The following is an 18,246-nucleotide window of genomic DNA, read 5'->3' as shown; positions in this document are numbered from 1 at the left end:
ACGCACGTGGATCCGGCATGCCGGTCAGACCAGTCGTCGCGCGGCGAGGACGGCGACGTCGTCGTCACGCGACGGGTCGCTCACCTGCCCGACCAGCGTCGGGACGAGGTCGGCCAGGGGGAGGCCGGCCAGGGCGACGCCGGCAGTGGTCAACCGGTCCTGACCGTCGGTGATGTCCTCACTGCGGCGCTCGATGAGCCCGTCGGTGAAGGCGATGATCGCGTCGCCGGCTCGGAAGCCGACGTGCTCCTCGGCCCGGGTCGGGGCTCCGACGCCGAGGGGCGGGCCGTCCGCCGACGCGAGCTGGTGCGCAGAGCCGTCCGACCGCAGCAGGACCGGCGGCGGGTGACCGGCGTTCGCGATCGTCACGGTGTCGGTGTGCGGGTCGGCGACCAGGTACAGGAGGGTGACGAGCTGCTCGGAGCCGTAGTGCTCGAACATCGCGTCGAGTCGCGCCATGACCAGCGCCGGGCGTGGATCCAGCGCGGCGTACGCCCGGACCGCGGCGCGGACCTGTGCCATGGCCGCGGCGGCGCCCACGCCGCGGCCCATGACGTCGCCGATGAACATCACCAGGCGGCCGTCGTCCAGCTCGACGACGTCGTAGAAGTCGCCGCCGACCTCGGTGCGGCCCGCGGGGCTGTAGTGGTGCCCCAGCTCCCACCTCGGTGACGCTGCCAGCGCGTCGGGCAGGACGGCTCGCTGGAGCTCCACCGCGGCAGCGAGCGTCTGGCTGTGGAGCTCGGCGTTGTCCAGGGAAACCGCCGCCCGCTTCGCGAGCTGCTCGGCCAGCACGAGGTCGTCGAGGGTGAAGTGACGCTCCGACTCGGCCGTCACCCACGTGATCACGCCGAGCACGCGGTCGCGTGCCACGAGCGGCACCGTGACGGCGCTGCGGAGGTGGAGGGCGCGAGCGATCGCCGCATGCTCCTCGTCGACGGCTCCAGCCGTGAGCATCTCGTCGGTGATCTCGGGGATGAGCTCGCTGCGCCCGGTCCGCATGACCTGCCAGGCGCCGTGCGGCCCCTCCGGGTCCGGGGGGTACTGCTCGGCGAGCCGGTGCGCGAGCTCGACCTTCGCGGGATCGACGTGGGCCACGGCGAGCCGGCGCAGCCGGCCGTCGTCGACGACGTCGATCGCGCACCAGTCGGCGAACGTGGGCACGGCCAGGCGAGCGACGTTGGTGAGGGTGACCTGGTAGTCCAGGCTGCTGGCCAGCTCCGTGGCCGCCTCCGCCAGGAACGCGAGCTTGGCAGTCTGGCGGCCGGCGTCCTCCTGCGCGATGATCCGGCCGACGCTCTGCGCGCAGGCGCTGGCCAGGATGTCGAGGAGCTCGATCTCGGCGTCCTCGAGGTGGCGCGCGTGCGCGAAGACCAGGCCGATGGCACCGATCACGGAGCCGGCCGCGCTCAGCGGCAGGGCCACGACGGTCTCGGCCCCGCGGTCGGGCATGTCGGCGAAGCGTCGGGTGATCGCCTGCGGACCGGTGACGACCAGACGAGTGCCGGTGCGGATGGCCTCGGCCGACGGCGTCCGCACGCTGAGCGGGAAGGTGCGCCACGTCTCCTCGTCACCTGCGAGGCCACCGCTGAGGGCCATGAGCCGCACGGTCCGCCGGTCGTCGCCGAGGAGGGTCATCGACGCGACGTCCGCGCCGACGGCCTCGGCGCCGTGCGTGACGACGGCCTTGCAGACCCCTTCGACGGTGTCGGCGTCGACGAGCTCGCCGGTGACGCGCGCAAGGCGGGTCAACCGTTCGGACAGGGCCGTTGGGCCGTCGGGGCCGATCACCTCGTCATCATGCCAACTGCGACGTCCCGCGGGGCACGAATCACGCCGGCCTCACCCCCAGGGACCGTACGCTCGGCAGATGAACGGTGCAGCCGGACCCGGACCGGCGGTTGCAGGACCCACCCACGCGTGGGCTGAACAGTCGCTGGACGCACTCACCTCGCTCCCCGACGTGCGTCGCGCCGGGATCGCCCTGCCGGAGGGCGGCGGGCGACGGCTGAACTTCACCTCCGCCGAGCACTCCGGACAACGTCCCGTGACCTGGTGCCAGGTGGATGCCTACGACGACGTGCCCCTCAACACCGCCGTACGCAACGGCACTGCCGTCGTGGGCAGCCTCGAACAGCTCGAGGACAGCCATCCCGATTTCGTCGAGCGCCAGCGCGGGACGGAGACGCTGGCGCTCGCGGCCGTGCCGCTCGTCGCAGACGGTCACACCCTCGGCGCCTTCGTCCTCTTCTACCGCCGACCTCCCGAGTTCGCGGACGCAGCCGTACGTGATCTGGCGGACCTGGGCGCCCGCCTCGGCGAGACCCTCCGCAGCACGCGGGCCACCCACACCGACGACCCGGACGCGCGGATGCGTACGCCTCCAACGGGCGCCCGCGTCGCGTTGTTCGCGGTCGCGAGCGACCCCGCAGCAGTCGGTCCGGCGCGTCACGAGCTCAGCGCCACGCTCTCCGGCTGGAACGTCGACCGAGGCATCGCGGAGACCGCCGCCCTGTGCATGTCCGAGCTGGTCACGAACGCCGTGGTCCATGCCGACTCCGGGTGCCACGTCCAGGTCACGTGGGGCGCCGGCACGCTCACGGTGGAGGTCCGCAACCCCGGGAATCCTCCGGACCTGCCCGAGCCGGACCTGAGTGACCCCTTCCAGGTCCACGGTCGCGGACTACAGCTGGTGGACGCCCTTGCGAGCCAGTGGGGGTCCGATCGCGACCCCGACGGCTTCAGTGCATGGTTCACGTTGGAGTCCTGACTGGGTGTGTCCCTGTTGTCTGGACGAGTGGCGTGGTCACCGTGCCGGCATGCCGTATCCAAGTGATCCGACCGATGAGCAGAGGGACCTGCTGGAACCCGTCTTCAACGTGCCCGGCAAGCGCGGACACGACGTCGAGGTCGCCCACGGCCGTCTGCATCGCCACGACGCTGCGCCATCTGTCCCGAGAACGAGCACACCAGCTCGCTGGTTGACCTCGCGGCCTGACGTGCTCCTGCGGCGGACCGCCCTCATCGCCGCAGATCCGGGCGAGCGTAGCCGCCCTCAACGCCGCAGATCCGGATGTTCAGCAGTTGACATCCAGCGCCATCTCGGGCTGGTCGCAGGAAGCGAAGCCCCACTTGCCGTCGCTAAAGGCATCCTGTGTTGAGTCGGTATACACCTCAGTCGAGCCGTCCGCCGTCACGCGGTAGTAGTTCGTGACTGGGTCACCTTCGGTCGTGGGATAGCGGATGGTTAGTTCTGCGCCCCGTCCGGAATCGAGCGCGCGTTGCAGGCACGCGACTTCCGTTTCGCCCTCGACCTCTACTGCCTCGCCCTGTTGGAGTTGCAGGGAGCCACAACTTGGCAGAGATGCGCGTGACTCCCACTGCTCCTGTACCGGGTCGGACGTCATTGATCCGCATCCCGTGCCACCCACGAGCAGGGCACCGCAGGCGACAGCCCCGTGCAACGTGGCGCCGGGCGGTCGCCGCATGGAGGCCGTCATGCTCATGAGACGCATTGTGAACCCCATGCGATCCCTACGAGGGAGAACCATCCGGACATCGGCTGCTTGTTCCATTGACCTAGGACCGGTGCCTGGCGAGGCTCGGTCCAGGCGCCCGGGTCGTCGCTCTCACATCGGCTGCCCACGCTGGTCGTGTGGCTCTCATCTGGCCTGCGTGACCCGGGCGTCGCCAGGGCCAGGAGAGGCTCAAGAGGGGTTTGCCCAGCTCGAAGCAGCGTTGCCCTCCCGGCTCGACAACCGAACAGGTTCGAGCATCGGAGGAAGACGTGAGCACACCACCAACAGCGCGGGTCGTCATCGGGATGGACCCGCACAAGCGCTCGGCGACGATCGAGGTGATGACCGCCGACGAGACCGTCGTCGGCCAAGGCCGGTTCGCCACCGACCGTGACGGCTACGACGAGATGCGCCGCTACGCCGGCCAATGGCCGGACCGGGTCTGGGCCATCGAAGGCTGTGCCGGGATCGGCAAACACATCGCTGTCCGGCTCCTGGCCGACGGCGAAGAGGTCGTCGACGTCCCACCGAAGCTGTCCGCCCGCGCACGGGTGTTCGCCAGCGGACAGGGACGCAAGACCGACGCCACCGACGCGCACTCCGTCGCCCTGGTCGGCACCCGCATGACCGGACTGCGACCGGTCGTCACCGATGAACAACTGGAGGTGCTGCGACTCCTGGTCGACCGGCGCCGCTCGCTCGGCGAGGAGCACACCCGCAAGACCTCCCAGCTGCACCAGCTGCTGCTCGAGTTGATCCCCGGTGGGGCGAAGCGAAACCTGTCCGCGGCTCAGGCAAAGGCGCTGCTGGCCAAGGTCCGACCGCGAGACGTCGTCGGCAAGACCCGCCGCCGGGTAGCTGCCGAGCTCGTCGCGGACCTCGAGCGGATCCACGCCCGGAAGAAGGGAGCGAACAACGAGCTCACCGAGCTGCTGAAGGACACCGGAACCGGCCTGTTGGACCTGCACGGCATCGGACCCACCGGTGCCGCTCGACTGCTGGTCGAGGTTGGCGACATCACCCGGTTCCAGAACAAGGCCCACTTCGCGTCCTGGAACGGCACCGCACCCCTGGATGCGTCCTCCGGTGACCAGACCCGGCACCGGCTGTCCCGCAAAGGAAACCGCCAGATCAACCGAGTCCTGCACACCATGGCCCGCGCGCAGCTCCGCACCCCCACCGAGGGCAGGGCCTACTACGACCGCAAGAAGGCCGACGGCAAAGCGCCCATGGGAGCCATGCGGTGCGTCAAGCGCCGATTGTCCGACATCGTCTTCCAGACCATGCTCAACGACGCCATCCGCACCACCGAGGCGACCACAAGGACGGGCCCGGGAGGACAACGGGGAAACGACTCTGACTCCAGCGCGGCCGGCTCACATCCCCACACCGGCTCTTCGGACAAGTCACTTCCCGGACCCGCCAAGCAACACCCTAGAACTCCACTCCCTGCTGCGTCTTGACACAGAGGGGTGCCAGATCCGGTAACTGGCGTCGCCAACAGGCCATCCCGTGCAAGCCTTGCAAATCGAACATGTGTTCGATAGAATGAGGCATGTCCTCCTCCCACCCAGCTCCACAGCCGCCTCCTGCGGCCGACGAGGCGCCTGCCACGCAGGTGCTGGTGCTGGCTGCCGACGCGCTGCGAGCGCGTCGCCTGGCCGAGGTGGAGGAGCTGCGGCTCGCGATCCGGTGGGCGACGATCCAGGGCCACCCACGCGACGACCGCGACCCGATGGTCTCCCCCGGCGGCGACGGCACGCCGGAGGTCCGCGAGCACGCGATCCCCGAGCTGGCCATGGCCCGCGAGACGCACCCCGCCACCACGCGGGCGCTGATCGCCGACGGCCTCGACCTCGTCCACCGCCTGCCCCGGACGTGGGCGGTCGTGGAGGCCGGCGAGTGCGAGCCGTGGGTGGCTCGCAAGGTCGCCGTCCTCTCCCGCGCCCTCCTCGACGACCAGGTCCGCACCGTCGATCGTGCGGTCGCCAAGGCCATCGCCGGGCACGCGCCGTCGACCGTCCTCGAGATCGCGCGGGCGAAGGTCATCGAGGCCGACCCCGAGACCCACCGCGCCGAGCGCGAGCGCGAGCGCCACCGTCGCTACGTCTCGCTCTCGCGCGCCGACGAGTTCGGCTACCGCCACGTCATCGCCCGGGTCGGCGCTGGCGACGCGGCCTGGATCGACGCCATGGTGGAGCGCGTCGCCGAGATCCTCTCCGCGACGATGGGCCACGACCACAACCACGACGAGCTCCGCTCGATCGCGATGGGCTGGCTCGCCCGCCCCCTCGACCTCCTCAAGCTGCTGCTCGAGCACACCGACACCACGACCGGGGAGGTCCCGGCCTGGGCGTCGGACCACCTCGCCGAGACCGTCGCCCGGATCACGACGATGCCGGCGCGACGCCTGGCGCAGCTGCGCAGCCGCGGCCGGCTGTTCGTGCACGTGACCGACGAGGCACTGCGCACCGGCGTCGGCGTAGCCCGCGTCGAGGGCGTCGGCCCCATCGACGTACGCCAGCTCCGCGAGGTCCTCGGCCACGCGGACGTCACCGTCACGCCCGTCCTCGACCTCGCGCACCGTCGCCGTGTCGACGCCTACGAGCACCCCGAGACGGTCAAGGACCACGTCTGGGTGCAGACCGGCGGCGACTGCTTCCCCTGGACCCCGCGCAGCGCCACCCGCGACGGTGTCGACTACGACCACGCCGTCCCCTACGACGACACCGGGCCACCGGGGCAGACCGGCCCCCACAACTCCGGCCCCCTGCGCAGGCGCCACCACCGCACCAAGACCCACGGTGGCCTCACCACCCGGGTCGTCGGACCGGGACGACATCTCTGGCGCACGCCCCACCGGCAGGCGTTCCTCGTCGACCACACCGGCACCACGCGGTTGACCGACGACCAGGCCGAGTCCATGACCCAAGCGATCGACGACGGCGTCGAGCTCTACTTCAGCTGCTTCCAGTGACCCTCTGACACGACCTCGACGACACCGTCGAGGACCGTGATGGCGGTCTGGTCGTCGATGGCGTACGCCGGTCCACCGATGTTCGAAGCCCACTCCTGCGCCTCGGCCATCGTGTTGCCCGGCCCGCCGTCCGGCACGAGGTGCGGGCAGATGGAGAAGTCGACGAGCCCCAGCGTGCTGTCGTCGCCCGACGGTGGCCGCCACTGGACGAAGTCGTCCCCGACCTCGGGCGTCATCACCATGCTGCCGGCACTCAGCCCCACCCACACCGTGTCGTCCAGCGACGGGAGCAGGTCGGTCAGGCCGGACTCCCGCATCCAGTGGCACAGGTAGAGGACGTCGCCGCCGGCCACCAGAAGAACGTCGGCCTCGCGCACCAACGGCATCCAGCGCTCCTCGTCGAGGCTGGGCAGCGCGGTGAGCTCGAGCACGCCGACCGACCTCCAGCCCAGGTCCACCATGGGGTTCTCGGCCGTGCCGCTGATGAACTGCCAGGCCCGCTCGCCCGGCCCGACCCACGGGTGGCCGTACATCGCGGTCGGGATGCACAGCGCGGTGGACTCCTCGATCGGCTTGCCGAGCATGTCGACCAGGGCCTCACGGATGCTGGCGTTCGTCACACCACCGGAGGTGAGCAGCAGCTTCATGGTGTGTCCTCTCAGACGAGTCCCAGAGTCCTTGCGTGCTCGCGCATGACGTCGGAGTCGGCGGCCAGCACGAACGGCACGTGGGACGCCCAGGAGCCGGACACCTTCTCCACACGACCGTCGCCCGGGTCCAGCCGCACCTCGCGGATGTAGACCGCGATGATCCGGTCGGGGTACTCGCGCACGATGTCGGCGTATATCTGTGGATCCTTCTCACCGGAGTCGCCGAGCAGCACGAACTGCAGGTCGGGGTGCAGGTCCAGGACCTCCCGGATGCGCTGGTGCTTCTGCTCGCGGCCGGCGCGGGTGCCGAGCAGGTCGCGCAGCAGCACCGGTCCGATCGGGAAGTCGCGGTGGCGGAGGAACCCGAGGAGGAAGGAGTGCAGGTTCCACGGGCTCGAGGAGATGTAGAAGACCGGGTTCACGCCCGCGGCGAGGTCGCGGTAGAGCTCGACCACGCCGGGGAACGCCGTCCGGGTGAGCGCGGACCCGGTGAAGGTCTGGACGACCATCTGCCGCACGCGCTGGACGCCGGTCATCAGGATCGTGTCGTCGACGTCCGAGACGATCCCGAACTGCGCGTTCGCGGCCGGGACGCGGACCTCGATCTGCGCGGTCCGGGGCCGGGTCACTCCGCGGTAGTCGCCGCTGAGCTCGACGAGTCCCTCGGTCCACGGGCTCTCCAGCGACTCGGGCGTCGTGGGGATGCGGACGAGGAAGTAGCCCTCCCCGTCGGTCGCTGTCTCGCGGCTCGTCCCGCCCACGGTGACCCGCAGCGGCACCCCGGGCAGCTCGTTGGTGAGGAAGTTCCCGACCGTACGCCGCACTGCCGCGCCGACGTCCTCGCCCTCCTCGACCTCCCTCTCCAGCGGGTTGTCGAGGACCCGCCCGCGCACGATCGTGCCGGCCGGACCGCCGTGGCCGATGTAGCACTCGATCCTGAAGTGCTCGGGGGTCTTGGGCTCCCGGCCGCGCACGCCGTCCCACGCGCGCTCGGCGGCCACGACCAGGCGGTGGAGGTTCATGGGGTCACCGTATGCACTTTCGAGGACGATGACCTCGTCCTACGGTCGCCTCCTGCGAGACTCACCTGCATGGACTTCGACCACGCAGCGGCCATGCGCCTGGGTGGCTGGGATCCCCGCTACGCGGTGGTGCTGGCGACAGCCGCCCGCGACGGAGTCGCTGCGGCGCTCGTCGACACCAATGGCGACGGCGCGGATGTCGACCTCGACCAGTACGAGCAGGCGGCAGACGGCCGCTGGGCGGAGGTGAGCAGCGGGAACTGCGACGACACGGGTGCGTTCGCAACGGGATCCATGGCACTGGCGTGGGGCCGCGCGTCTCCGCGAGCGGTCGTCACGGTTGAGTTCCGGGCCGCCAGGCACACCGTCGAAGCCACGGATCAGGGTTGGTGGATGTTCGTGGTCCCGAGTCGCTCCGGCGATGTGCCAGCGGTCGTGGCCGACGGAGGCGCGGGCGGCTGATCGCACGCCCCCACGCGCCTCACCAGCGCCCGTGCACCTGCTCGCGGATCTTCCGGTCGTAGAGCCCGGCCACACCCTCGAGGAACGAGGCGGGCAGCTCGCCCACAGAACCGGCCGCGGCGTTGGCGGATGCCTGGGAGACGTTGCGCGCCCCCGGGATCACCGTGGAGACGCCGGGCTGCTGCCAGATCCACGCGATGGCCGCCTGCGCCGGCGTGACGTCGGAGAGCCCGGCGGACGAGACGAGGGATGAGAACTCCCGCGCCGCCTCGACACCCGTCGCGTAGTCGACTCCCGAGAAGGTCTCGCCCACGTCGAAGGCGCTGCCGTCGCGGTTGTAGGTGCGGTGGTCGTCCGCGGCGAAGGTCGTGTCAAGGTCGTACTTGCCCGACAGCAGGCCCGAGGCCAGCGGCACGCGGGCGATGATCCCGACGCCGGCGGTCTCGGCGGCGGGCAGCACCTCGTCGAGCGGCTTCATCCGGAAGGCGTTGAGGATGATCTGGATGCTGGCGACGTGGGGCCGGGCGATCGCGCTGAGCGCCTGGGCGCAGGTCTCGACGCTGACGCCGTAGGAGGCGATGACGCCCTCGTCGACGAGCGTGTCCAGCACGTCGTACGTCGCGTCGTCGTCGATGACCTCGCTCGGCGGGCAGTGCAGCTGCACGAGGTCGATCGTGTCGACGCCGAGGTTGGCGCGCGAGCGGTCCAGCCAGGCGCGGAAGTTGGACTCGACGTAGTTGGCCGGCACCTGGTCCATCCGCCGGCCCATCTTGGTGGCGACGGTGAAGCCGGCGTCGGGGTGGGCCGCGACGAAGCGGCCCACGAGCTGCTCGCTGCGGCCGTCGCCGTAGACGTCGGCGGTGTCGTAGAACGTCACGCCTGCCTCGGCGGACGCCTCGAGGACGGCCATCGCGTCGGCCTCGGTCACGTCGCCCCAGTCGGCGCCGAGCTGCCAGGTGCCGAGTCCGACGACCGAGACCTCGCGGCCGGTCCTGCCCAGGGTGCGGTGCTCCATCGAAGACATGTCAGTGAGTCTCACAGACTGCCGGATGACCCGGTCCGAGCCGCCTCGGCCGCGAGCGCGGTGATCCGGTCCCAGTCGCCGACGGCGAGCGCGTCGGACGGGGTCAGCCAGGAGCCGCCGACGCAACCGACGTTGGGGAGAGCGAGGTACGACGGCGCGGTGGCCGCGGTGATCCCGCCGGTCGGGCAGAAGCGGGCCGCCGGCAGCGGCGAGGCGAGGGACCTGAGGTACGCCGCCCCGCCGGAGGCCTCGGCGGGGAAGAACTTCATCTCCGTGAAGCCGGCCTCGAGCACGGCCATCGCCTCGGAGACGGTGGCGGTGCCGGGCAGGAAGGGCACCCCCGAGCCCGCCAACTCCTGCAGCAGCGTCGGCGTGGTGCCGGGCGAGACGAGGAACTGCGCCCCTGCCTCGACCGCGCGCCCCACCAGCTCCGGGGAGGTGACGGTGCCGGCGCCGACGAGGATCTCGGGGACCTCGGCGGCGATGGCGGCGATCGCCTCCAGCGCGACCGGGGTGCGCAGGGTCAGCTCGATGACCGGCAGGCCGCCGGCGACGAGGGCGCGCGCGACCGGCACCGCGTGGTCGAGGTCGTCGAGCACGACGACGGGCACCACGGGGACGAGCGACAGCAGTGAGGACTCAGACGTGCTGGGCAAGGGGGGCCTCCTCCGAGGGGGCGGGCAGGGGACGGATCACGCTGGCGCCGGTCTCGGCGGTGCCGACGATGGCGCGGAAGCCGGAGAACAGCTCGCGGCCGGTGCCGGCCCACTCGATGTCGTGGGGTGCGCGGCCGGTGGTCTCGCGGCGGTCGAGGTCGGCGTCGGAGAGGGCGACCTCCAGGACGCCCGTCTCGGCGTCGACGGTCAGCAGGTCGCCGTCGCGGACCCGGGCGATCGGCCCGCCGAGGGCGGTCTCCGGGGTGACGTGGATGGCCGCGGTGACCTTGCCGGAGGCGCCCGACATGCGGCCGTCGGTGACGATGGCGACGCGCTGGCCGCGGTCCTGGAGCACCCCGAGCGCGGGCATCAGCTTGTGCAGCTCGGGCATGCCGTTGGCGGCCGGGCCCTGGTAGCGCACGACCGCGACGAGGTCGCGCCCGTCGAGGCGGCCCTCGGCGAAGGCGGCGAGGAACTCGGCCTGGTCGTCGAACACCATCGCCGGCGCGGTGACCACGCGGTGCTCGGGCTTCACCGCGGACGTCTTGACGACGGCGCGACCGAGGCGACCCGAGAGCATCCGCAGCCCGCCGTCGGGGGCGAAGGGGTCCTCGGCACCGCGGAGGACGTCGGTGTCGAGCGAGCGCTTGGGGCCCTCCTCCCACGCCACACCGGACCCGTCGAGGCGTGCCTCGCACGTGTGGCGACACAGGCCGCGGCCGGACACGGTGCGTACGTCGTCGTGGAGGTAGCCGTGCTTCAGCAGCGTGTGCACGAGGAACGGCGTACCGCCGGCGGCGACGAAGTGGTTGATGTCGGCGCTGCCGTTGGGGTAGATCCGGGTCAGCAGCGGCACCGCGGCCGACAGGTCCGACAGGTCGTCCCACGTGAGCGAGATGCCGGCCGCCGCGGCGATCGCGACGAGGTGCATCGTGTGGTTGGTCGAGCCGCCGGTGGCGAGCAGCGCCACGCACGCGTTGACGATCGCCTTCTCGTCGACCAGGTGCCCGACGGGCGTGGGCTCGCCGCCGGCCGCCGTGATGGCCACCGCGCGCTCCCCCGCAGCGCGGGTCAGCGCCTCGCGCAGCGGGGTCCCGGGGTTGGCGAAGGTCGCGTCGGGCAGGTGCAGGCCCATGACCTCCATGAGCATCTGGTTGCTGTTGGCGGTGCCGTAGAAGGTGCACGTGCCGGCGGAGTGGTAGGACGCCGACTCGGCCTCGAGCAGCTCCTCGCGACCGACCTTGCCCTCGGCGTAGAGCTGGCGCACGCGCGCCTTCTCGCCGTTGGGCAGGCCCGACGGCATCGGCCCGGCAGGCACGAACACGGTCGGCAGGTGGCCGAAGGAGAGCGCCCCGATGAGCAGGCCCGGCACGATCTTGTCGCAGACACCGAGCATCATCGCGGCGTCGAACATGTCGTGCGAGAGCGCGACCGCGGTGGACATCGCGATGAGGTCGCGGCTGAAGAGCGAGAGCTCCATGCCGGCGCGGCCCTGGGTGATGCCGTCGCACATCGCGGGCACGCCGCCGGCGAACTGGGCGAGGCCACCAGCGCGGATGATCGACTTCTTCAGCACCTCGGGCACGTCGCGGAAGGGCTGGTGCGCCGACAGCATGTCGTTGTAGGACGACACGATCGCGACGTTGGGCTTGCGCCCGGACCTGAGGCCGGACTTCATCGGCTCCTCCGCGGCCGCGAAGCCGTGGGCGAGGTTGGCGCAGGCCAGCTTGCCGCGGGCCGGACCGGTGCCGATCGCGGCGTCGACGCGCGCGAGGTACGCCGTACGGGTGCCGGCGCTGCGGCGGACGATGCGGTCGGTGACCTCGGCCACCACGGGGTGGACGGTCTGGGTGCTCATTCTGTCTCCTGCCAGGATCGGCCGTCGCGCTCGAGGAGCGTCGTGGCGGCGACGGGGCCGTTGGTGCCGGCGGGGTAGCGCCGGGGGCGGTGGGTGGGCTGCGACCAACGGTCGAGGATCGGGGCGACCCACGACCAGGCGGCCTCGACCTCGTCGCGGCGCATGAAGAGGGTCGGGTTGCCGCGAACGACGTCCATCAGCAGCCGCTCGTAGGCGTCCGGCGAGCGGGCGCCGAAGGCCGCGGCGTAGCTGAGGTCCAGCGACACCGGCCGCAGCCGGATGCCACCCGGACCGGGCTCCTTGGCGGTCATGTGCAGGCGCATGCCCTCGTCCGGCTGGACCCGGATGTGCAGCCGGTTGGGCTCGGTCGGGCCCTCGCTGTGCGGGAACATCGCGTGCGGCGGCTCCTTGAAGACGACCACGATCTCCGAGACCCGCTCGGGCAGCCGCTTGCCGGTGCGCAGGTAGAACGGCACCCCGGCCCAGCGCCAGTTCTGCACCTCGGTGCGCAGCGCCACGAAGGTCTCGGTGTCGGAGGCGTGCCCCACCTCCTCGACGTACGCCTTCGCGGGCGAGCCCTCGCAGAGCCCGGCGGCGTACTGGCCCGCGACGACGTCGCGGTCGACCAGCTCGGGGGTCAACGGGCGCAGCGCCTGGAGCACCTTGAGCTTCTCGTCGCGCACGGTCTCGCGGTCGACGTAGGTCGGCGGCTCCATCGCCACGAGGCAGAGGAGCTGCAGGAGGTGGTTCTGCACCATGTCGCGCAGCGCGCCGGAGCGGTCGTAGTAGGACCCGCGCTCCCCCACGCCCAGCGACTCGGCGGCCGTGATCTGCACGTGGTCGACCCAGTGGCTGTTCCACAGAGGCTCGAGGAAGGTGTTGGCGAAGCGCGTGACCAGCAGGTTCTGCACGCTCTCCTTGCCGAGGTAGTGGTCGATGCGGAAGATGTTGGACTCCTCGAACACCCGGCCGACCGCCTCGTTGACCCGGCGCGCGGTGGCGAGGTCGGAGCCCATCGGCTTCTCCAGCACGACGCGCGAGCGCTCGGTCGCCAGGCCCACCTCGTCGAGGTGCTCGCAGATGGTGCCGAAGAGGCCGGGCGCGACGGCGAGGTAGAAGACGCGGATCACGTCCTCGCTGGCGGCGCCGTCCTTGAGCCGCGCGTGCAGCAGGTGCCAGGCGCCGACGTCCTCGATGTCCAGCTCGACGTGGTGCAGCCGGCCGAGGAGTCGCGCGACCGCCGCGTCGTCGAGGTCCTCGGGGCTGACGTGCTGGGTGAGCGCGTCACGGACCATCGCGCGGTAGGCGTCGTCGTCGGCGGCGTGGCGCGAGACGCCGATGACACGGAAGCCGTCGGGGAGCTGGCCGTCGCGGTCGCGGAGGTAGAGGGCGGGCAGCAGCTTGCGCAGCGCGAGGTCGCCGGTGCCGCCGAAGACCGTGAAGTCGCAGGGCTCGACGGGCGAGGGGAAGGCCATGGCGAGGACCGTACGGACCAATTAGGTCCTTGCGCAACAGAACTTCCGTCTTTTCGAGACTTATTTGACGTGGATGCCACAATCACCGCACCATGCCCAGCCCGCCGACCGCACCCACCCCCTCCCCGGCGCAGTCCGTCGGCGCGGGCGACGTCCTCGCCCTGATCCGCTCCGGCCGCGCCTCGACGCGCGGGGCTCTCGGCCGGCTCACCGGCCTGTCCCGTACGGCGGTGAGCGCGCGCGTCGACTCGCTCGAGCGCGCCGGCCTCGTGGTCGAGGGGGCGCAGGAGTCCGCCACCGGCGGGCGACCCGCCAGCACCCTGGTCTTCAACGCCGACGCGGGGCTCGTGCTCGCCGTCGCGCTCGGGCGCAGCCGCTCGCAGGTGGCGGTGTGCGACCTGCACGGCACTGTGCTCGCCCAGGTCAGCCACGAGCAGGAGGTCGGAGCCGGTCCCGAGACGGTGATGCCGGTGGTGGTCGACCACCTCCGGGAGATGCTCGCCGACCTCGGTCGCCCGGCCGCCGACGTCAAGGGCGTGGGCATGTCGCTGGCCGGCGTCGTCGACCCTGCCCACCTGATGAGCGTCGAGTCCCCCGCCCTCGTCGGCTGGGACGGCGTCGACCTCGCGCCATGGCTGCGGGAGGTCACCGCGGCCCCGGTCGTCATCGACACCGACTGCAACGTCATGGCCCTCTCGCAGCTGCGGGTGGAGCCGACCACCCTGCGCGAGCGCGACGACGCCCTCGTCCTCAAGGCCTCGACCGGCATCGGCGTCGGCATGGTCGCCGACGGCCGGATCTGGCGTGGGCACCGCGGCGCGGCCGGCCAGCTCGGGCACGTCAAGGTCGCCGCGGGCGCCGGGCTGCCGTGCCGCTGCGGCGAGGTCGGCTGCCTGGAGACCGTCGCCGGCGGATGGGCGCTCGTGGAACGGCTGCGGACGGGCGGGCACGAGGTGCACCACGTGCGCGACCTCGTCGCCCAGGCCGTGCAGGGCGACAGCGGGGCACGCTCGGTCGTGCGCGAGTCGGGTCGTCACATCGGCGACGCCCTCGCCGCCCTCGTCATCGTCACCAACCCGCGCGTCGTCGCCGTCGGCGGCGACATGGCGGGCGCCTTCGACATGTTCGCCGCCGGCCTGCGCGAGGGACTCTTCGGCAGCACCACCGCGCTGGCCGGGCGCGACCTCCAGGTCGTGCCCGCCGCCCACGGCGAGGGCGCCGGGCTGGTCGGCTGTGCCCAGCTCGCCCTCGACGCGGTGCTCTCACCCGCCGCGGTCGACGCGGCGCTCAGGGCCTGATCAAAGGCTGATCAGCACCTTGCCCACCGCGCCGTCCTCGACGGCGGCGTGCGCCTCGGCGGTCCGCTCGAGCGGGTAGTGGTGCAGCGGCAGGCCGTGCTCGTCGCCGACGCCGTACGCCCCGTCGGCGACCGCCGCGTTGACGTCCTCCGCCGCCGCGCGGAGCGCCTCCTGCCCGACGGTGTAGAGCAGCACCCACTGGAAGCGCGCGTTGGTGGAGAAGGTCTCGCGCACGCTGAGCGTCACCTCGTCGCCGCCGTTGTTGGCATAGATCGCGATCGTGGCGCGCGGCCTGATGACGCCCAGGTCGAGGCGGAGGTTCTGCGCGGGAGCCACCTCGACGACGAGGTCGACGCCCTCCGGCGCGAGGTCGCGGATCGCCGCGGCGGTGTCGCCGTCGCGGTAGTTGACGACGTGGTGCGCGCCGGCGGCCCGCGCGAGCGCGGCCTTCTCGTCGCTGCTCACCGTGCTGATCACCGTCGCACCGGCCCAGCGGGCCAGCTGGATCGCGGCGTTGCCGACCGCGCCGGCACCGCCCGCGACGAGCACCGTCGTCCCGTCCAGCGCGCCGGGGGCGAGCCGGTCCGGTCCGTCCTCGGAGGTCGTGAGGGCCCGGTGGGCGGTGACCGCGGGGACGCCCAGGGAGGCGCCCAGGTCGTACGACGCCGCGTCGGGCAGCTTCGCCACGTTGGCCACCGGGAGGACCACGAGCTCCTGCGCCGTGCCGCCGGGGCGGGTGTGCTGGGCGAGCATCGTCCAGACCCGGTCGCCGACCGCGAGGTCGGTGACGCCGGGGCCGACGGCGTCGACGTCACCGGCGCCGTCCTGGCCGGGGACGATCTCGGGGAAGGCGAGCTCGCCCATGCCCCCGGCGCGGAACTTCCAGTCGGTCGGGTTCACGCCGGCGCGCACGATCCGCACCCGCACCTCACCGGGTCCGGGCTCGGGCGCCTCGCGCTCGACCAGCTCCAGCACGGAGGAGTCGCCGCTCTCGGTGTAGACCACTGCACGCATCAGGTGTCCTTCCTCGGGGGATCGTCGTTCGAGGAACACAACGCCGGCGGGCGCCGGACTATGCCTCAGGGCACGAGGACCTGACGTACGCCGGACCCACCGGTCTGCTGCGCGCGCCAGACCACTTCGACGTCAGCGAGCGCCCGCGCCTCGTGGGCGACCCCGATGAGGCCGTCGGCGGCGAGCCGCGCGACGGAGCCCAGCGCCTCAGCCCGCTGGGCCGCGGTCAGGGCGTTGTTGGTGTAGCCCAGCAGCGACAGCCCGCGACCACGTAGCCCGGCGGAGGAGAGGGTGGCGGCGTCGGACGCCGAGCCGCCGAGGTTGACCAGCCGGCCGCCGGGAGCCATCGCCGACAGGGCGGCCTCGGCCACCCACCCGAAGACCGGGTCGATGACGACGTCAGCACCGTCCGGGAGCGCGTCGCGGAGCGCGTCCGCGAGGCCTGCCGGGTCGGGCTCGCCGATCTCCACCACGGCATCGGGGCCCTGCGCCCGCGCCCGGTCGACCGACCCACCCGACCTGCACACCGCGACGACCCGACCGGCCCCCTGGGCACGAGCGGCGCCGACCGCCGCCTGCCCGACCGCACCACCGGCACCCAGCACCACGACGGACTCGCCGGGACGCAGGCCGGCCCGCCAGGACAGCGACTGCCACGCGGCGACCCCGGAGAGGCCCAGCGCGGCGAGCGCGGCGTCGTCGACGTCTGCCTGCTCCCGCGGCAGGGCCACGACGGCCGACGCCGGCACGACGCACAGCTCGGCCAGCGCCCCGTCACCGTCGGCCATCCCGGCCGAGGTCGCGACGAAGACCCGCGTCCCGGGCGACAGGTCGCCGCCCGACACCACCTCGCCCACGCCCTGCACGCCCGGCACGTAGGGCAGCGCCCGGGCCCCGAAGTAGGAGGTGCCGCTGGCGCACAGCAGGTCGAGCGGCACGACCGGCGCCGCGGTCACCCGCACCAGCACCTCGCCCTCCCCCGCCACCGGCTCGGCGCGGTCGGCGTACGCCGGTGCAGCTCCGTGGGCGCGCAGGACTGCGGCGCGCATCAGGTGGCGATGTCGGGATAGGGCAGCGAGAGGTGCTGCATCGCCGCGCCGTAGGCGAGCTGGTACTCCATCGGCCCGTGGTCGCGCTCGAACATCGCGATGAAGAGGGTGAGCGTCAGGAACGGGTGGGCACCGAGCTCGAAGAGCCGCACGTGGTCGTGGGAGGCCAGCGCCTCGCGCTCGTCGTCGTCGAAGGCGAGCCAGGTGGAGCGCTCGTCGGAGATCGCGTTGAGGAGCCGGTTGGCCTCCTCCGCCTCCCACCACGTGACCGTGCCGCGCGGATCCTCGCGGTAGCGCTCGACGAGCGCCGGGTCGCGGTCGACGGTGAACAGGAACTTGTCCAGCAGGTACTTGCTCACGGTGTGACTCCGATCTGGGGCGCCCCGTTCGGGTACCAGGTGAAGTAGGCCTCCATCGTGTGGAAGAGGTCGAGTGAGTCGACGTGGTGCGCCTTCGCGCCCTCGCCTGCCACGCCCATCATCAGCATGAAGTCCATGAAGCCGTGGGTCGCGTTGCCCGGCAGGTGGAGGCTGTCGAGGGTGACCTCGCGGCAGCAGCCGTCGATGTCACCGTTGGCGATCCACTCCACCGCGCGCCGGTCGAACTCCGGGTCGGGCCCGTGCTCGCCGAACTGGCGCGGTCCGCCGAGCTCGAGGGAGAGGTGGCCGGTGCCGATGATCGCCACGCGCTGGTCCGAGGGCCACGACTCGACCAGCTCGCGGATCGCCTTGCCCAGCGCGACGAACCGCTCGGGGCGGGGCAGGGGCGGGGCGAAGATGTTGGTGTAGATCGGCACGATCGGCAGGTCGGCCTCAGGACGCAGCGTGATGATCGGGCAGGTGATGCTGTGGTCGATGCGCAGCTCGTTGCTGAAGGCGAGGTCGAAGCCCAGGTCCAGGCCGCCGCGCAGCACGTGCGCGGAGAGGTCCTCCTGCCCCGCCAGCGTCATCTTCGGCAGGCCGAACTCGCGCTCCTCGTTGTACCAGTTGGCGTCGTAGAAGGGCGCCTTGCCGACGAGGAACTGCGGCATGTTGTCCAGCCACAGCTGGTGGAAGTGGTCGCTGCCCACCATCACCAGGACATCGGGCCGGGCACGGGTCAGCGTCTCGCGGAAGGCCTCGATCTTGCGGACCCACTCGTCGGCGAAGGGCGGGCGGTCCTCGCCGACCGCCGTGCTCGCGCGGTAGTAGAAGGGGTGGTGGGTCGAGGCGATGACGGCGACGATCTCGGCCATGGCGGGTGC

General features: G+C 72.0%; 17 protein-coding genes. 5 read left to right on the top strand and 12 right to left on the bottom strand.

The window, feature by feature from the left end; all coding sequences use genetic code 11:
• Positions 1–24: 24 nt before the first annotated feature.
• Complete coding sequence (locus tag CFI00_RS02590) at positions 25–1,791, bottom strand: SpoIIE family protein phosphatase (protein ID WP_207083746.1); 1,767 nt, start codon at positions 1,789–1,791, stop codon at positions 25–27.
• A gap of 79 nt (positions 1,792–1,870) precedes the next feature.
• On the opposite strand from CFI00_RS02590, the gene CFI00_RS02585 reads away from it, so the two are divergent.
• Positions 1,871–2,770: an ATP-binding protein gene (locus tag CFI00_RS02585; protein ID WP_207083745.1), complete on the top strand. Its 900-nt coding sequence runs from the start codon at positions 1,871–1,873 to the stop codon at positions 2,768–2,770.
• A gap of 307 nt (positions 2,771–3,077) precedes the next feature.
• Here CFI00_RS02585 and CFI00_RS02580 read toward each other — a convergent pair whose 3' ends face one another.
• A complete protein-coding gene (locus CFI00_RS02580) occupies positions 3,078–3,506 on the bottom strand; it encodes a hypothetical protein (RefSeq protein ID WP_207083744.1) in 429 nt (142 codons plus the stop codon).
• 281 nt (positions 3,507–3,787) lie between these two features.
• Here CFI00_RS02580 and CFI00_RS02575 point away from each other — a divergent pair, with 281 nt between their 5' ends.
• Both CFI00_RS02575 and CFI00_RS02570 read left to right on the top strand, forming a co-directional pair.
• Positions 3,788–4,981, top strand: coding sequence for an IS110 family transposase (locus CFI00_RS02575; protein ID WP_207083743.1), 1,194 nt, complete (start codon positions 3,788–3,790; stop codon positions 4,979–4,981).
• A gap of 92 nt (positions 4,982–5,073) precedes the next feature.
• Positions 5,074–6,495, top strand: a complete 1,422-nt coding sequence (locus CFI00_RS02570) for a hypothetical protein (RefSeq protein WP_207083742.1) — start codon at positions 5,074–5,076, stop codon at positions 6,493–6,495.
• Here CFI00_RS02570 and CFI00_RS02565 read toward each other — a convergent pair.
• Positions 6,474–7,142, bottom strand: coding sequence for a Type 1 glutamine amidotransferase-like domain-containing protein (locus CFI00_RS02565; protein ID WP_207083741.1), 669 nt, complete (start codon positions 7,140–7,142; stop codon positions 6,474–6,476). The genes CFI00_RS02570 and CFI00_RS02565 overlap by 22 nt on opposite strands.
• A gap of 11 nt (positions 7,143–7,153) precedes the next feature.
• Positions 7,154–8,167: a phosphatase domain-containing protein gene (locus tag CFI00_RS02560; RefSeq protein ID WP_207083740.1), complete on the bottom strand. Its 1,014-nt coding sequence runs from the start codon at positions 8,165–8,167 to the stop codon at positions 7,154–7,156.
• Positions 8,168–8,236: 69 nt separating this feature from the next.
• Here CFI00_RS02560 and CFI00_RS02555 point away from each other — a divergent pair, with 69 nt between their 5' ends.
• Positions 8,237–8,629, top strand: a complete 393-nt coding sequence (locus CFI00_RS02555) for a hypothetical protein (RefSeq protein WP_207083739.1) — start codon at positions 8,237–8,239, stop codon at positions 8,627–8,629.
• 19 nt (positions 8,630–8,648) lie between these two features.
• Here the strand turns inward: CFI00_RS02555 and CFI00_RS02550 are convergent, their stop codons facing one another.
• Genes CFI00_RS02550 through zwf form a run of 4 tightly spaced genes read right to left on the bottom strand, consistent with a single transcriptional unit; the run spans position 8,649 to position 13,642 of the window.
• The gene (locus CFI00_RS02550; protein WP_242532644.1) at positions 8,649–9,653 is read right to left on the bottom strand and encodes an aldo/keto reductase; all 1,005 of its coding nucleotides are present in this window, start codon (positions 9,651–9,653) and stop codon (positions 8,649–8,651) included.
• Positions 9,654–9,664: 11 nt separating this feature from the next.
• The gene (eda, locus tag CFI00_RS02545; RefSeq protein ID WP_242532643.1) at positions 9,665–10,309 is read right to left on the bottom strand and encodes a bifunctional 4-hydroxy-2-oxoglutarate aldolase/2-dehydro-3-deoxy-phosphogluconate aldolase; all 645 of its coding nucleotides are present in this window, start codon (positions 10,307–10,309) and stop codon (positions 9,665–9,667) included.
• Positions 10,293–12,167, bottom strand: coding sequence for a phosphogluconate dehydratase (gene edd, locus CFI00_RS02540; protein ID WP_207083738.1), 1,875 nt, complete (start codon positions 12,165–12,167; stop codon positions 10,293–10,295). Before edd ends, eda begins: the two co-directional genes overlap by 17 nt.
• The gene (gene zwf, locus CFI00_RS02535) at positions 12,164–13,642 is read right to left on the bottom strand and encodes a glucose-6-phosphate dehydrogenase (RefSeq protein WP_207083737.1); all 1,479 of its coding nucleotides are present in this window, start codon (positions 13,640–13,642) and stop codon (positions 12,164–12,166) included. The genes edd and zwf overlap by 4 nt, the downstream gene beginning before the upstream one ends.
• Before the next feature lie 92 nt (positions 13,643–13,734).
• Between zwf and CFI00_RS02530 the strand changes: the two genes are divergently transcribed.
• The gene (locus CFI00_RS02530) at positions 13,735–14,940 is read left to right on the top strand and encodes an ROK family transcriptional regulator (protein WP_207083736.1); all 1,206 of its coding nucleotides are present in this window, start codon (positions 13,735–13,737) and stop codon (positions 14,938–14,940) included.
• On the opposite strand, the gene CFI00_RS02525 is transcribed toward CFI00_RS02530, so the two are convergent.
• The 4 genes from CFI00_RS02525 to CFI00_RS02510 all read right to left on the bottom strand — a co-directional run bounded on the left by CFI00_RS02525 (position 14,941) and on the right by CFI00_RS02510 (position 18,237).
• A complete protein-coding gene (locus tag CFI00_RS02525) occupies positions 14,941–15,954 on the bottom strand; it encodes an NADPH:quinone reductase (RefSeq protein ID WP_207083735.1) in 1,014 nt (337 codons plus the stop codon).
• Between the two features lie 65 nt (positions 15,955–16,019).
• Positions 16,020–17,003: a zinc-binding alcohol dehydrogenase family protein gene (locus CFI00_RS02520; RefSeq protein ID WP_207083734.1), complete on the bottom strand. Its 984-nt coding sequence runs from the start codon at positions 17,001–17,003 to the stop codon at positions 16,020–16,022.
• Complete coding sequence (locus tag CFI00_RS02515; protein WP_207083733.1) at positions 17,003–17,362, bottom strand: hypothetical protein; 360 nt, start codon at positions 17,360–17,362, stop codon at positions 17,003–17,005. The genes CFI00_RS02520 and CFI00_RS02515 overlap by 1 nt, the downstream gene beginning before the upstream one ends.
• Positions 17,359–18,237 (bottom strand): hypothetical protein, encoded by an 879-nt coding sequence (locus CFI00_RS02510; protein ID WP_207083732.1) that lies wholly within the window; start codon positions 18,235–18,237, stop codon positions 17,359–17,361. The genes CFI00_RS02515 and CFI00_RS02510 overlap by 4 nt, the downstream gene beginning before the upstream one ends.
• Positions 18,238–18,246: the final 9 nt, after the last annotated feature.

The organism is Nocardioides sp. S5 (assembly GCF_017310035.1).
Taxonomy (GTDB): Bacteria; Actinomycetota; Actinomycetes; order Propionibacteriales; family Nocardioidaceae; genus Nocardioides.
The sequence above is the reverse complement of the archived record's forward strand: the minus strand, read 5'-3'. Positions and strand labels throughout refer to the sequence as shown.

Bases quoted from the DNA above. Each gene is read 5' to 3' on its own strand.
- CFI00_RS02520 (WP_207083734.1), bottom strand. From the start codon at position 17,003: ATGCGCGCCGCAGTCCTGCGCGCCCACGGAGCTGCACCGGCGTACGCC.
- CFI00_RS02580 (WP_207083744.1), bottom strand. From the start codon at position 3,506: ATGAGCATGACGGCCTCCATGCGGCGACCGCCCGGCGCCACGTTGCAC.
- CFI00_RS02530 (WP_207083736.1), top strand. From the start codon at position 13,735: ATGCCCAGCCCGCCGACCGCACCCACCCCCTCCCCGGCGCAGTCCGTC.
- CFI00_RS02555 (WP_207083739.1), top strand. From the start codon at position 8,237: ATGGACTTCGACCACGCAGCGGCCATGCGCCTGGGTGGCTGGGATCCC.
- CFI00_RS02570 (WP_207083742.1), top strand. From the start codon at position 5,074: ATGTCCTCCTCCCACCCAGCTCCACAGCCGCCTCCTGCGGCCGACGAG.
- CFI00_RS02585 (WP_207083745.1), top strand. From the start codon at position 1,871: ATGAACGGTGCAGCCGGACCCGGACCGGCGGTTGCAGGACCCACCCAC.
- zwf (WP_207083737.1), bottom strand. From the start codon at position 13,642: ATGGCCTTCCCCTCGCCCGTCGAGCCCTGCGACTTCACGGTCTTCGGC.
- CFI00_RS02510 (WP_207083732.1), bottom strand. From the start codon at position 18,237: ATGGCCGAGATCGTCGCCGTCATCGCCTCGACCCACCACCCCTTCTAC.
- CFI00_RS02560 (WP_207083740.1), bottom strand. From the start codon at position 8,167: ATGAACCTCCACCGCCTGGTCGTGGCCGCCGAGCGCGCGTGGGACGGC.
- CFI00_RS02525 (WP_207083735.1), bottom strand. From the start codon at position 15,954: ATGCGTGCAGTGGTCTACACCGAGAGCGGCGACTCCTCCGTGCTGGAG.
- edd (WP_207083738.1), bottom strand. From the start codon at position 12,167: ATGAGCACCCAGACCGTCCACCCCGTGGTGGCCGAGGTCACCGACCGC.
- CFI00_RS02565 (WP_207083741.1), bottom strand. From the start codon at position 7,142: ATGAAGCTGCTGCTCACCTCCGGTGGTGTGACGAACGCCAGCATCCGT.
- CFI00_RS02550 (WP_242532644.1), bottom strand. From the start codon at position 9,653: ATGTCTTCGATGGAGCACCGCACCCTGGGCAGGACCGGCCGCGAGGTC.